Annotated in this window: 11 protein-coding genes; 4 read left to right on the top strand and 7 right to left on the bottom strand. The window is 55.0% G+C overall.

What is annotated here, in order from left to right:
• Positions 1 to 68: 68 nt before the first annotated feature.
• Both AAEZ03_RS09305 and AAEZ03_RS09300 read right to left on the bottom strand, forming a co-directional pair.
• On the bottom strand, positions 69 to 1,694 hold the full coding sequence (locus tag AAEZ03_RS09305; RefSeq protein WP_048373597.1) for an MFS transporter: 1,626 nt from the start codon (positions 1,692 to 1,694) through the stop codon (positions 69 to 71).
• 90 nt (positions 1,695 to 1,784) lie between these two features.
• On the bottom strand, positions 1,785 to 3,446 hold the full coding sequence (locus AAEZ03_RS09300) for a GMC family oxidoreductase (RefSeq protein WP_350577964.1): 1,662 nt from the start codon (positions 3,444 to 3,446) through the stop codon (positions 1,785 to 1,787).
• 135 nt (positions 3,447 to 3,581) lie between these two features.
• On the opposite strand from AAEZ03_RS09300, the gene AAEZ03_RS09295 reads away from it, so the two are divergent.
• From AAEZ03_RS09295 to AAEZ03_RS09285, 3 genes are all read left to right on the top strand, one after another.
• Positions 3,582 to 4,469 (top strand): LysR family transcriptional regulator, encoded by an 888-nt coding sequence (locus AAEZ03_RS09295; protein ID WP_350577961.1) that lies wholly within the window; start codon positions 3,582 to 3,584, stop codon positions 4,467 to 4,469.
• A 200-nt stretch (positions 4,470 to 4,669) separates the two neighbouring features.
• Positions 4,670 to 5,227, top strand: coding sequence for a DNA damage-inducible protein D (dinD, locus tag AAEZ03_RS09290; RefSeq protein WP_350577958.1), 558 nt, complete (start codon positions 4,670 to 4,672; stop codon positions 5,225 to 5,227).
• Positions 5,228 to 5,396: 169 nt separating this feature from the next.
• Complete coding sequence (locus AAEZ03_RS09285; protein WP_350577955.1) at positions 5,397 to 5,606, top strand: hypothetical protein; 210 nt, start codon at positions 5,397 to 5,399, stop codon at positions 5,604 to 5,606.
• Between the two features lie 211 nt (positions 5,607 to 5,817).
• On the opposite strand, the gene AAEZ03_RS09280 is transcribed toward AAEZ03_RS09285, so the two are convergent.
• The 5 genes from AAEZ03_RS09280 to AAEZ03_RS09260 form a co-directional block, all read right to left on the bottom strand.
• Complete coding sequence (locus AAEZ03_RS09280) at positions 5,818 to 6,192, bottom strand: hypothetical protein (protein WP_350577952.1); 375 nt, start codon at positions 6,190 to 6,192, stop codon at positions 5,818 to 5,820.
• Positions 6,193 to 6,195: 3 nt separating this feature from the next.
• The gene (locus tag AAEZ03_RS09275; RefSeq protein WP_350577949.1) at positions 6,196 to 7,041 is read right to left on the bottom strand and encodes a ParA family protein; all 846 of its coding nucleotides are present in this window, start codon (positions 7,039 to 7,041) and stop codon (positions 6,196 to 6,198) included.
• Positions 7,042 to 7,474: 433 nt separating this feature from the next.
• On the bottom strand, positions 7,475 to 10,669 hold the full coding sequence (locus tag AAEZ03_RS09270; protein WP_350577946.1) for a beta propeller repeat protein: 3,195 nt from the start codon (positions 10,667 to 10,669) through the stop codon (positions 7,475 to 7,477).
• Positions 10,670 to 10,679: 10 nt separating this feature from the next.
• A complete protein-coding gene (locus AAEZ03_RS09265) occupies positions 10,680 to 12,095 on the bottom strand; it encodes a hypothetical protein (RefSeq protein WP_350577943.1) in 1,416 nt (471 codons plus the stop codon).
• Between the two features lie 9 nt (positions 12,096 to 12,104).
• Entirely contained in the window at positions 12,105 to 13,181 is a 1,077-nt protein-coding gene (locus AAEZ03_RS09260; RefSeq protein WP_350577940.1) for a helix-turn-helix transcriptional regulator, read from the bottom strand.
• A 709-nt stretch (positions 13,182 to 13,890) separates the two neighbouring features.
• On the opposite strand from AAEZ03_RS09260, the gene AAEZ03_RS09255 reads away from it, so the two are divergent.
• Entirely contained in the window at positions 13,891 to 14,265 is a 375-nt protein-coding gene (locus AAEZ03_RS09255; RefSeq protein ID WP_350577937.1) for a helix-turn-helix domain-containing protein, read from the top strand.
• The last annotated feature ends 186 nt before the right edge of the window (positions 14,266 to 14,451 follow it).

The following is a 14,451-nucleotide window of genomic DNA, read 5'->3' as shown; positions in this document are numbered from 1 at the left end:
AGCTTGCCTCGCGATCTTTTGATCTTTTTAAAAGATCGCGAGGCAAGCTCGCTCCTACAGTTATTTCGTTAAACCTTATCGATATTCACATGCCGGGTTTCTTTGAGGAACAGCATCCCCACCACGAAGCTGACGCCGGTGATGACGATCGGGTACCACAGCCCGTAGAAGATATCCCCGGTGTACACCACCAGCGCAAACGACACGGTCGGCAGGAACCCGCCAAACCAGCCGTTACCGATGTGGTAGGGCAGGGACATCGAGGTGTAGCGGATCCGCGTCGGGAACAGCTCAACCATCACTGCCGCGAGCGGGCCGTAGGTCATGGTGGCGATGAGCGTCAGCACCACCATGATCAACACCACCATCGGCTGGTTCACGGTGCTTGGGTCGGCCTTGGCCGGGTAGCCCGCAGCGGCCACACTTTCGCGCAGGGCAGCTTCGTTAAAGCCGATGATCTTTTGCTCACCCACGGTCACCAGTACGTCGGCCCCGGTCGGGGCAGACTGCGAGACGTAAGGCAGGCCTTGTTTGACCAGGAAGGTTTTGACCTTGTCGCAGGGGCTGTCAAAACGCGCTTTACCCACAGGGTCGAACTGGAAGGTACAGGTGGCCGGGTCAGCCGTGACCACAATCGGTGACTGGCGGCTGGCGGTGTCGATCTGCGGGTTGGCGTAATGGCTCAGGGCTTTGAACAGCGGGAAGTACAGCAGCGTGGCCAGCAACAGACCGAGCATCAAAATCGGCTTGCGACCGACTTTATCCGACAGCCAACCAAAGAAGATGAAGAACGGCGCGCCGATGACCACGCTGATAATCAGTAGCATGTTGGCCTGGGCCGGGTCCATCTTGAGCATTTGCGTGAGGAAGAACAGCACGTAGAACTGCGCCGCATAGAAGGTCACCGCCTGGCCTGCGTTGATGCCGAACAGGGCGATGAGGACGATTTTCAGGTTTTCCCATTTGCCGAACGATTCACGGATCGGCGACTTGCTGGTTTTACCTTCGGCCTTCATTTTTGCGAAGGCAGGCGACTCATGCATGCTCATGCGGATCCAGGTCGAGATACCCAGCAGCACGATGGACAGCAGGAACGGCAAGCGCCAGCCCCACACTTCAAACTGATCGCCGGTGAGGTAGCGGCAGCTCAGCACCACCAGCAGCGACAGCAACAGGCCCAAGGTGGCGGTGGACTGAATCCAACTGGTGTTAAAACCACGCTTGCCGGGGGCGGCGTGTTCGGCCACATAGGTCGCCGCACCGCCATATTCCCCGCCCAGCGCCAGGCCCTGGAGCATGCGCAACAGCACCAGCATGATCGGCGCAGCAATGCCAATACTGGTGTAGGTGGGTAGCAGGCCGACCGCAAAGGTCGACAGACCCATCAGAACGATGGTCATGAGGAAGGTGTATTTTCGCCCGATCATGTCGCCCAAGCGGCCAAACACCAAGGCCCCGAACGGTCTCACCAAGAAGCCGGCGGCGAAGGCCATCAAGGCAAAAATAAACGCGGTGGTGTCGTTAACCCCTGAAAAGAACTGCTTGCTCAGGACGGTCGCCAGCGCGCCATACAAGAAAAAGTCATACCACTCGAACACCGTCCCGAGGGATGACGCGAAGATGATCTTTCGTTCTTCACGGCCAGTCGTCCCCTTGGCGGGGGCTGCTGCCGATTGTGCAATTGAGTCCGACATATTCAATGTCCTCGGCCCTATGGGCCACAGTGATTATTGTTGTTGTCCACTGTCGGTTTCGGATGACTGCGACCGAAACCACGATCGCTGTCAGGCGACCGGTACTGCTGCAGTACGGCTGATACCTGCGTCTATCTCCAGTGCGTTAGAGGGGGTTGCGAGAATCAATTGCGCGGCCTTTTCGCCAATCATCAGCGTAGGCGAACAGGTATTACCCGAGACAATGGTCGGCATGATGGACGCGTCTGCGACCCGCAAGCCGGCGATGCCATGCACCCGCAGTTCGGCATCGACCACGGCTTCAGCGTCTTGCCCCATGCGGCAGGTGCCGACCGGGTGAAAGATCGTCGTGCCGATTTTGGCGGCTGCTTCGTGCAGTTCCTGTTCGGTTTGCAGGGTGGCGCCGGGCAGGTACTCCTCGGGGCTGAACGTGTGCAGGGCGGAGCTGGCGACGATGCGCCGGGTGAGGCGGATCGCATCGGCGGCGACTTTCAGGTCGTCGGGATGGCTCAGGTAGTTGGGATCGATCAAGGGCGCGTCGTCCGGGTTGGCCGAGCGGATATCGACCCGGCCACGGCTTTTAGGGCGCAGGTTGCACACCGACGCGGTAAACGCCGGGAAGGTGTGCAGCGGCTCTCCAAAGCGCTCCAGCGACAGCGGTTGGACGTGGTACTGCAAATTCGCCGAAGGCTGATCCGGATCGGACTTAACGAAGGCGCCCAACTGACTCGGTGCCATGGCCAGCGGACCACTGCGGTCGTAGGCATAACGCAGGCCCATGCCGACTTTGCCCCACAGGCTGTTGGCCACTTGGTTGAGGGTGCGGGCGTTGCTCAGTTTAAAAATCAGGCGCAGTTGCAGGTGGTCTTGCAGGTTGCCGCCGACACCCGGCAGCTCGTGCTGCACCGTTATCCCCAGGCTCTCCAGCAATGGCCGCGGGCCGATGCCCGAGCGCTGCAAAATCCCCGGCGAGCCAATCGAGCCCGCGCTCAAGATGATTTCGCGGCGTGCGCTAAAAGTGTGATCCGCGCCTTGCCAGCGGGCCTTCACCTGCGTGGCGCGGTTGTTTTCCAGCAGCACTTTATCGACCTGCACGCCGGTCAGGACGGTCAGGTTGGGACGCTTGAGCACGGGGCGGATAAACGCTTTTGAGGCATTCCAGCGCACACCGGCGCGCTGGTTCACTTGAAAGTATCCACAGCCCTGATTGTCGCCGCCGTTGAAGTCATTGACGCTGGCGATGCCGTTTTGCGCAGCCGCGTCGCGGAAGGCATCCAGAATCGTCCAGGAATAACGCTGCTGCTCAACCCGCCACTCGCCCTCGGCGCCGTGCAGCGCGGAGTTCCCGGCGTAGTGTTTTTCACTGCGTTTGAACAGCGGCAGTACGTCTTGCCAGGCCCAGCCCTTATTACCCATGGCTGCCCAGCGGTCGTAATCACCGGCCTGGCCACGCATGTAGATCATGCCGTTGATCGAAGAGCTGCCGCCCAGCACCTTACCGCGCGGGTAACTCAGGCTGCGGCCTTGCAAGCCGGGCTGGGCTTCGGTTTTAAAACACCAGTCGGTGCGCGGGTTACCAATGCAATAGAGGTAGCCCACAGGGATATGGATCCACGGGTAGTTGTCTTGCCCACCCGCTTCGAGCAGCAACACGTTGTGCTTGGGATCGGCAGACAGCCGATTCGCCAACACCGACCCCGCAGGCCCGGCGCCCACCACAATGTAGTCGTAGATCTGATTGGCTGATGGCATGTTGCACCTCGCCTGTTTATTTTTTGTTCTTGTCGTTCTCCATCCTATTGATTAATTTCGAGTTGAAAACGCGTGATTTCACCCATGGCTTGTGCGTTTTTGCACAGCGCAAATGACCGGGCACGAGGGACGACGATGTTCGACTGGAATGACATGCGGTATTTTCTGGAGCTACAGCGCAGCGGGCGCCTGCTCACGGCTGCCAAGCGCCTCAATACCACCCACAGCACCGTGGCGCGGCACATTGAGCACATCGAACAGCACCTGGGCACGGCGCTGTTTGTGCAGCATGCCCAAGGCTACCAACTGACCCCGGCCGGGCAGGCGCTGCTCAAACATGCCGAAGCGATGGAAAACGTCGCCCTGCTGGCCCAGGAAGAAATCACTCAGGCCATCACCCCATTGGGCAAAATCCGCCTGGGCGTGACCGAAGGGATCGGCATCATGTTCCTCACCTCACGCTTGCGCGGGTTGTTCGAACGCTACCCAGGGCTTGAAGTTGAACTGGTCGCCGTGCCGCGCTTTGTCAGCATCCTCAACCGCGAAGCGGAAATCAGCGTGCACCTCGACCGACCCCACGCCGACCTATTAATCACCCGCAAACTCACCGACTACCGCCTGGCGCTGTACGCCAGCCGCGACTACCTCGACAAAGCGCCAACCCTGAACCACCGCGACGACCTGGCCAACCACTTCTGGATCGGCTACGTCGACGACCTGCTGTTCAGCGAAGAACTGCTGTTTATCAACCACTTCTGCCGCAACCCGACCGTGACCTTCCGCAGCACCAGCGTCATCGCCCAACAACAAGCCGCCCGCGCCGGGCTGGGCATCGCCGTACTGCCCAACTACATGGCCAGCCAAGACCCTGACTTAGTGCGCGTGCTGCCGGAAGAGTCAGTGCAACGCAGCTACTGGATCAGCACCCGGCGCGAATTGCACAAGTCAGTGAGGCTGCGGGTGGTGTGGGATTTTTTGCTGGAGCTGTGCAGGGAAGAGCAGGGGATTTTGTTGGGGGATTAGGGGAGAGATAAATAGGTTGAGATGTTTAATTATTAGCTGGTTTTTCAGTGCTTGTTGAAACATCACTTGAGTGTAAAGCTCAGTCCAATCGCCTTACGAGGTGATGATATCTACTCGCTTCAAAATGGCTGAGTCCTTAGGGAATAAGTATTGAGGTGGGTGTCAGTTGCTACGGTAACGCGAAAGAGTGAGGAGACTTCATGATTAATGAGCAGCATCAGTCTTTTGAGGGGCTTAAGCAGTACTCAGAAGATAATGTTGAATACTGGTCTGCCCGTGACCTTGCTCCATTATTGGAATACCGTGATTGGCGCAATTTTGAGAATGTCATCAAAAAAGCGATGCATGCCTGTAAAGCCAGCCAACGCCATGTTGAAGACCATTTTGTTGAAGCCACCAAAATGGTCACGTTGGGCTCTGATTCCAAACGGAAACTGGATGATGTGCACCTCTCACGTTACGCCTGCTATCTGGTAGTACAGAACGGTGATCCAACAAAAACCGTCATTGCTGCTGGCCAGACTTACTTTGCCATCCAAACTCGCCGTCAAGAACTGGCCGATGACGCCACATTTCAAAAGCTTAAGGACGATCAAAAGCGCTTATTGCTGCGCAATGAATTACGGGAGCACAACAAACAGCTAGTCGAAACAGCCCAACAGGCTGGAGTAGAAACTGGACTCGATTTTGCCATCTTCCACAATCATGGATACCAAGGTCTTTATGGAGGGCTAGACCAGTGTAGGCTCACAAAATAGATGATTCGTGATGCCCAGTAAACGCGGGGGAAAATCATCTTATCTGTGAGCACCGAGCGTGAGATTCACAGATAAAATGAGAAAAGCCTACTGGACTCACAGAATAAATGCGCTATCCGAACAGACGTAGCTTTCCGAGTATGGTTTGTATCAACGGCGGTTTTTGCCCTTGAGTAAGACTCAGGCTGGCGATGCTCCAGGTGGTGCGGTCCGATGCAGGGCGAAAACCCTTTTTCGTGCGTTGATCAATCCAATACTTGATCACCTCAACTCATCCGTACCAGAACCTGACGAACTGGAGCAGGACATCGAGAAGCTGTCGGCATGGAGAATTACTTTGGACAAGCGCTTGAAAGAAACAGCCAAAGCTCGGGTTTGAGTATCAAGGGTGCACAGTATGTCGTAGCACGTTAGAAAATTAACTAACCGCTCACGACACTAGTCGACCCTACCGCTCTGATTTTATGTCAAAAGTACCATAATCCGGTGTTAAGTTGCCAAGTCAATTAGCTATTTAGTTAGTTGGAAATGAGCAGGATAACGGACATGTTTTGGCTGCGCTGAGAAAAAACAACGCAGCATGAGTTAAGTTATTCTTGGTTTATAAATACATCTTTTGTTCTTTTTGTTACTTGGTCGGCAATGAACTCTGATAGTTTTTCGTTAGAGGTTAGCTTGGTTGCGCCAAGGCTATATTTTTTAATTATAAATTTCAACTCCTCTTTGTTAAATGTTGTGAGTTCTTTCTCGATTTCACTTTTTTTCTTATCCTTAAATGAGTCGAAAATATTTAAACCTTCAACTTCTGCTCGGACTGACTCTTTTTCTTTTTGTTCTTTTTGATTTTTTTCATAAAATGGCCTTAATAAACTTAGAAGAATTTCTGGGTTTTCTTCAATCGTTTCGCCGATTTCAGATAGTACCTTTCCAAATATCTCTATGTCTTTTTTGCTTATATTTTTCATACCTTAACCTCCTACTCGCTCAAGAAACTCATTAGTGAGCTTGGTGATAATTCCTTTCGTGTCGTGGAAGTCCGGTTTTCTTTTTGCTGTAGCAGATGTTATGAACGGCCTTGAGTCTACTGGTGCTTCAGCGACCGAGATTCTTTGAGGGAAATCATTTTTGAAAACGACATCACTATAGTCGCCTGAGCGAAGCTCTGTCATGGTTGACTTGTGTAAGTTAGTTCTATAGTCAACCTTTGTAAAAATAATTCCTGCCAAATCTATTTTGCAACTATGCTTTCTTTTCTTGAAGGAGTTTATCCTGTTTAGTATCAGGCTTATACCGATTTTGGATAAGATATCTGGGACTGTTGGGACTATATAATAGTCACTGATGCTTATTCCGTTCAATGTGATTGCACCAAGGTTTGGTGGGCAATCTATGAGAATGAAGTCGTAATTTTCTTTTATGCTTTCAATTATATTGCCTAGCACGTCGACGTGGCTGACATATGCTTTGTTGTCCATGTCGGGTATGTCATCTTGGATTTCTACTAGGTGTATGCTTGATGGTAACAAGTCTAATCCGTCTATATCCCCGACATCGTTGAGTATGGCACCATCTATGTTGAATTGGCTCTCACCTTTTAACATGTCATTGAACATGTGATATAAGGTTTGTCCGCGATCATGCCGATCTTGCCAGTCCTCCTGGTCGATTAGCGATACAGTAGCATTTGTTTGTGGGTCGAGGTCGATTACTAGAACCTTATAACCGTCTGTAGCAAGAGTTGCAGCAATATTTACAGTGGTAGTGGTTTTTCCAACACCACCTTTTAGATTGATGAAGCTTACTACTTTTGTCATGAACTAATCCTTGCGCTACAAATTTATTATGATTTTCTTTAATTTTAGACGGTGTTTGTTTTATCCCCACTCCCACCCACTCAGACGCTACTATTTTGATGGCGTGGAGTCTAGATTTTTCATGTGCAAAAAATTTAGCGGCATAAGATAGAGCAAAAAATGATTAACACAGCTCCTAGCGTCGTGAGCGCTTAGTTTATTTTCTAACGTGCAACGACATACTGAATCGTCCCGGGTTTTCTAGACACCTTGCAAGTTTAAGGCAAAGAGGTGTCTACGAAACCCGGGGCTATTCAGAATGATGTTAGTCACAAACCCACACGGGCCTATGGCGCGCGGGCCCGAAAGCGATGGGGTCAAAGCTACCCTACCGCTGTCGAACTGAATGTTACAGCCTTGCGCTTGACCTCACCCCAGGGGTAGGCCGAGCTCATCATTTGACTTGGCGGACGAAGGTACCGACGCGCAGGTAGGTTTCGTGGGAGTCAGGCGCGTAGACGCACAGTGCGCCTTGGTCGTTGGCCGCGAAGTACTTCCAGCTACCTTCTTCCAGCATGATTTCATTGAACGCATTCCCATCGTGGCTGACGTGGATACGTTGGTGATTGTTGCACGACGGGAACAGACTTAGGTCTTTGAGGTGGTAGCAGGTCTCGATAGCGAGCGTGTCCGCCTGGCGCTTCCAGTCATAGCCCTTCTGCGAAGTCAGCAGGTTGCTCCACGAGAAGCACATCAGTGTGCCGCCCAGTGCGGTAACGACCGGATCAAGGAAGGAGAGGTCGTCTTCTGGCCAGGTGCAGTTGCGCCAGCCCTTACCCTGCACGTAGTACATCACCGACGAATTGGTGTTGGTCTTCTTCTTCACCATGGTGTAGAAACTGTTGTACTTGCAGAACGCCAGCACGCACGCCCTGTCAGGTATCGCACGCAGATACTCCACTTCCTCGCCCTCGGAGAGGTTCAGGAGACTCTCCCAGCGCTCCCAGGCCGCGCCCGGTTCCTTGGCGCAGAAAAATGCTGGCTTGTCGTAGTTGGAGGTTTTGGTCGAGTCGAACAGGAAACCCTTGTCGGTGTATTCAAACTCGGTGCGTTCGGTGAAACGCCACAACCACTGCCCATTGAAAAAAACTAGGTCTTCAGTGGCTGAAAACGCGTAGTTGTCGCTGACGTCCGGGTACTGCGAACGCTTCCAGTCCAGGGCGTCACGGGAATAGTAGAACCCCTCGGAGCCCACCATCAGTACCCAGGTGCCGTCAATCACGTCGAGCCGGCGGATCCAGATACGTTCATCGTCGACATTGGGCTTAACCACCTGCCAGTTCTCGCCGTCTTCGCTGCGATAGAATTGTTCGTCATTGTCCACGATCAGCCACACCTTGCCATCGGTCTTGATATGGCGAATATCTTCAGGATCGCAGGGAGGGTTCTGCATGTCGTGCCAGTCGATGGCAAAAAAGTGTCGCTTACCGTCGTGCTCAAAGGTGACAGATTGTTTTTCCAACGCCTCGCGCAATTTATGCTGTTCCCGCTCTTCCTGCTTGCGCACCCGGGCCAGCACCACCGAACTGTCGAAATCGCCCTTGCGGAAGTAGCCGAGCTGATCGTCCGCATCGGAACAGGCACTGGATAATGCCGTGAGCGTGCGGTCGATCTGGCGCTCGCAATCGTTCAACTGGTGGTACCAGTCATCGTTCTCCGCAGAGTTGTCTAGGTCGTAGTCGGACCAGGAGATCTCGTTCTCGAACTCAATACGCGGCAGGCCCCACTGGGCGATCACACGGTTGGCGGAACTCAGTGCCGGGCTATTCGCGGCGATGAAATCCTGTGCCTTGCGACGCATGCCGTTGAGGCTGGACAGGACCGACTTGCGGCCGATGGTATAGGTTGCGCTACCTGCGGCCGTTGCCATCTTGCTAAGGAAGCCATCATCGGACGACCCCATGAACGACGACCAGTCTATGGCCTTGCTGGTGGCGGTCATGAGGTCCATGGTCATGTTCGAAGCATCGATGCTGGCCGCATAGAGCTGTTTCTCCGTGGCGATCCAGGACTGCTCGAAGCGCAAAGCGCGGTATCGCACGATGTTCTTCCAGCCCTGGGTCTGCTTGGCCAGGGCTGCTGCTGCCTTCACCAGCGCCGCTTCGTCGCTCTCATTGAGCATCGCACGCACCAGCGGTAGGCTTTCTTTGAAGTTGCCAGGCTTGAGAGCGGTCAAGATCCGCAGAATGCGCGGGTTCTCAGCTTTCTTGTCGCACAAGGTCAAGAGGAAAAAGGCGTCGATGAGCCATGTATAGGCCTTGTCATCGTCATTGAGTAGAGTCTGCAACGACGGTAAGTGTTCCCGCTCCTTCAGCGGATTATCGGCGATGCCGAGAATCTGCGAGGCCACCTCCGAGCAGCCACTGTGTTCGGCCAACTGGCCGAGAAACTCCTGGCCCGCGCCGTCCAGAGAGGCGGCGTTGTCGAAGCACAGCGCGAAAAGGCGTAGGTAGGTTCGGCGAGCTTCGTCGTCAGCCTTGTCGAGGAAACTGTGGGCCTTGATGTCCGGCAGGTCGGAGGTCAGCGACAGGGTTTCAGGTTGCTCCTCATCCAAAAGAGCGTCAGCCCTAACGTTGAAACCATTTTGTTCCTTGTAGATGTCTAGCGCTACTAGGCCACCGCCAATGACTTCGCCGATCAGGTCACGCACACCATAGTTGGTGTACAGTCCGCCGAATTCGTTGCCGAAGAATCGCGAGATGATTTTTCCCCGGGCAGCGTCGCTGTTACACATCTCATCGTCGGTGAGATCGATGATCTTTTCGTACTGCTCCGAGAGGAAGTACAGCGCGTTGAAGCCAAGCCCGGAGATGTTTTTCTGGATGAAGTGCGAGTCCAGCACGTGGTTTTCGTCGACTGCCAGCTCGATCATGGTGCGGTAGCGATCAATGCCGAAGACTTCGATCTGGTCGATCAGCTCGATGATGAACCCCAGCAGCTCGACGTCATCATCGCAGTTGACCCCAAGTTTTTCCAAAGTCACCACCAGATGGTTGACATCACGCTCGGTCAGTTCGATGTCGCGATGGGTGCGCAGGAAGTCATAGGTCAGGTGCAGGATCAGCAGGTTGCCTGGAATGGATTTGAAGCGGCGCTTGTTGGCCTCTATGTTCAGTGACCAGCTGTGAAAGCTGGCGCTGTTCTCGACAGTTTTCAGCCGGCTGTTGATCCGGTCGATGGCGGTTTCTAGGAAATCCCGGGTCTCGATGATGTAGTCGTTCATCGTGCCCAGGTTGTTGCGGATGACCGCAATGCTCTGCGCGTTGATCAGATTCTGCAGTTGCAGCTGCTTGAGGTAGTGCCAGGCGTACTTCTGCATTTGCAGGGTGTCGGCCTGGTTCAGCAACTGGTTTTCGCTGGTCTTGCCGGTGAGGCTGCTGGCGAAACGCTTGAGAAAGCCGGCGCCCGACTGTTTGTTCAGCCGCTCTTGGCTACTGCTGATGAGGCGTGAGGCATCCAAGGCCAATTGCTGGGTCAAGGCAGCATTGGCTTTATGGCGGTTAACGAGGGTGGTCACGGCCTCTAGCTCAGTCCCTTGCAGCGGGTCGTGGAAAATATGCTCTTGTCGCTCTGTCGTTGTCTCGCTCATGATTCTGGCCTTAAAGGGTATTGATCTTGTTTCTCAGTCGTTTGCTTTGCGCTTCCAAGGTCTTGACCTGAGCGGCGAAGTGTTTCTCCGACAGATACAGCCCCTTATGAAAGTCGCCGTAGAACTGTTGCGAGACCTGCAGGTACTCCAGGGCTTCATGAACGGCGACGCCGTTGCTGACCACGCGCTCCGTAGCAACCAAGGCCAGATGAAAGCTCTTCTCGATGTGATTGTCCACGGCAATGTTCATCGCCAGTGTCGTGATCAGGCCACCCACGATGCTACCTACCAGCGCGCCGGCGGGACCGCCTAGGGCACCAATCGCTGCGCCCACCGAGGCACCGCTCACACCGGCGCCGGTCAGCAGCAAACCCTTTCCAGTGCGAGTTTCCAGTTCTTCGGCGGTGATCCTGCCAGAGGCGAACAAGACCAGGCTCTGCACCACGTCCACCACGCAGACCGCCGCCCCGGCAACGCCGCCATTGGCGAAGGTACGTTTGAACACCGAGCCAGCGAACAGGCCGGGCATCGAGCGGGCGGCGATGCTGACACCAGCAGAGGCCACACCAGCCTTTAGCGCGCTGTCGCCGGCGGCGATGACCGTGTTCTGCAGGATCAGCACTGTGGCCCGTTCGGCGGTAATCTCGCCATCCCTGACCTGGCGGATGTGCTGGAAGGTATTGATGCTGCCGGCGATGACTGTGGTTACTATGGCCGCCGCCCCTGCCGCACGCATACTTTGCTGGAAGGTCGCCTTATTCAGGTAGCCCGTCTGCATGTTCTTATGTAGCTCTTTGCCGGGGGTCGATCCCGCGCCGACGTGCTCAGCATCGCGCTTGCTCAACCCTGTGGACTGAACGCCCTCGGCGTCGAGGCGGCCAGCGGCCTTGTCATGCACTTTCTCGGCGGCCCGGGCGACCTCGGGGCGGGTGTCCCTGTTTTTCAGTATGTCCTTGTGAGCGGACAGCTTGATGCCTTCAATCTGGTCGGACGGCCCGAGGAACACGTCAGCATTCTCGTAACGGTGAACTCCGTCCTTGCTTGAGCGAAACGCCTTCTGCGTGGCATCGGCGCTCTTGAAGTATTTCAGCTGTGCGCCCTGCAGTTGGGTATCGCCTTTCATAATGACGATGTCGTGAGTCATGTCGTTCTTCGCCAGCGGTGTTTTAGCGAAGTTATCGGTGAAGGCCCGGACATCCTTGTCCTTGAGGATAGCGTCTAGGTTGAACGACTCGGCATGCCAGGTTTCCGCCGCGAACCCGCCCTTAATAGCTTTGTTCTGGGCAGTAGAAGCGATCTTGGCCATGATGTCGTTCGCCTGACTGATCTCGCCGACCATACGGCCGATCTTTTCCGAGGCCTGGGTGGGCCAGATCGGGCACAGGCTAACCGAATGGCTGATGAGTTTGTTTTCCTGCTTATCCATGAGAAAGCCTCAGAAATTGTGCTGAACGGCGGCAGTGCCGACGCTGGAATGGGTAGAGGCGGCAGGGACAAGCGCTTCCTCGTTCAGATAGAACTGCTGCATTGATTTCAGGCTCTGACGGATCTCGTCGACCCAGACTTGGGGGGCATAGACACGAATGTTCTCGTTGAGGCCGAAGATCCACCATAAGGTCTCGCGGTCCCGTGGGACCCTGGCGCATAAGCGTTTCCAGGCCTGGTCGGGAAGGTCGTCCAGGGATTGCTCGTCACTGAGTGGCGTCTCGCTCAGCAACTCGGCGAGTTGAGGACTGATGTCCGCGACCAACTCAACGCGCTCATCACCCTGGCGTTGGCTGAAACGCCCTCTGGCTATATAGTCGTCGACGTTGAAGTCGAGGTGCTCCTTGGCCTCGGTTACCAGCAGGCGAATCGACTGGATCCGATGCAGGGCAAACTGGCGCAAGTCGTCGTAACCGTTCACCGATGCGAGCAGGTAACTGATGGCATGCCGGGAGACGAGCCCGACCGGGTGCAGAATCAGATGCTTCACACAACCTTTACTGCGGCTTCGGTAGGCGACTTCAATCTGACGACGTTCTAACAGGCTCCCCGAGACCACTCGCCAGACCTCCGGAGCGATCGCAGCAGGCAGGAGAGTCTTGCCGTTGGGGATCGCACGGACGCGACGCGCCCAGTCCGCCAAACCGTTGTGCCCCACATCAGCGAGGAAATTCCGGGCTCGGCGAAACTGCGGGCCGAGCTGATCGAGAACAGTCTGCGGCAGCAGAGTTGCCAGATGGCTTTCGGACAGGCAAAGGGCGAGCGCGGTCGGCGCGTCCATGTTCTCCAGCCTCAGCGGTGCGTCTCGGGTGAAGCTCCAACGGAAGGGTAATTCACTCTCGTCACATAACAACGAAAACGGCACGGAGAGCCGATTTAGGTCGCGCTGGATAGAGCGCAGCGTGACGGAAAAACCCTTATCATGCAGCTTCTCCAGCAGTGTAGTGCTGGCTATACGCTGCGGCTCGGCAGGAATTAGGCGCAGCAGGGCGAACAACCTAAGCAGCGTATCCTTCGCTTGAGACATGAAGACTACCTTGTTGTGCATCAATCGCTGGCGGCTGGCGCCAAATTGGACACGATGCTAATAAAAATGATGGCTGAGTGCCACTAATCTAGCGTTGCACGTGACTAAAGTCGGCTGGGCTCGCAACCCGATCAGTGGCCTTCGGGCGCGTGAGCTTCCTTGTAACGCTTCAAGTCTTGGTACTCGCGGTATAGCTCACAGGCCTTCTTCAGCACTACAACACAACCGATAACAGCAAGTAGGTTCTTCATGACAGCGGGCTCCTCGTGTTTTGGGGATTTTGTCATGGGCCGGCGACAAATCGTGTCGTCGTGGAGAGCTGTCCAAGGACATGGCCTACTCTTGCTGTCACATAGTTAAGCAGCGTTGAGGAGGCACTGATGGATGGCACTTCGATCAATCCGAGTGTGCCGAGCATCTGCCTTGTGCTCGTCGCCAGTGATCATCAAAAGCTTCGTGATCTCCAACACACCCAAAATTTCCGCTACTCGTCCTCTATACCTGCCAGCGCGTCGGTCATACATTGATCCGAAGCGTCGACGAAAGGGAAGGCCACCGCTCGTGATAGAGGGCGTAATCACCAAGGTGAACCCCCGCGCCGTGCTGAAACACGGAGTCGATGCCGTTCAAGTAGCCGAGCGGATCTACCTTGGCGATAGCACAACCTAAATTACACTTTCCATGTCGCATCATACCCAGGTACTCCCCCATGTTGCCTTCTCCAACCTCCCCCGACTTTCCTGCGGCTCTGAAAGCTCGCCGCGAAATGCTTGGATTGAGTCGCACCGAACTCGCACGTAGGGCCGGTATTCATGGCGTGATGCCTCGTCGCTATGAAGAACCTGACTGCGGGGAATTTACGAGTCCCCGTGCCGACACATGGAAAAAGATGCACGAGATTCTCTATCCCGAGTTCACCGTGAGTGTGTCGGGACAACTGGATCCGCCCGAGTCAAAGAGCACCACCGACACTTCAAGCGTTCTCTCTGGTGCCCGCAGCTTGAGCCTCGCGGAAGCCAAAGCTGGCTTGGCGATCACCTTTGATGTGGACATCGACCGCATCGAGATCACAATTCGCGGCTAAAGTACCTGCACTCACCAGCATACAATTACAACTTAAGGGCCACTTATGAATACCCAGACTACCGAGTGGGAAGAGGCTTCGCGAGCCCTCAAGCAAAACGTCGCGGTAATGCCATTGGGGCAGGAGCTCACGATTCGGCAGATTATCGGAGAACCAACCTGGGCACCGTTGCAACGTAAGACGCGC

This window comes from Pseudomonas sp. HY2-MNA-CIBAN-0224, assembly GCF_040310285.1.
Taxonomy (GTDB): domain Bacteria; phylum Pseudomonadota; class Gammaproteobacteria; order Pseudomonadales; family Pseudomonadaceae; genus Aquipseudomonas; species Aquipseudomonas helleri.
The sequence above is the reverse complement of the archived record's forward strand: the minus strand, read 5'-3'. Positions and strand labels throughout refer to the sequence as shown.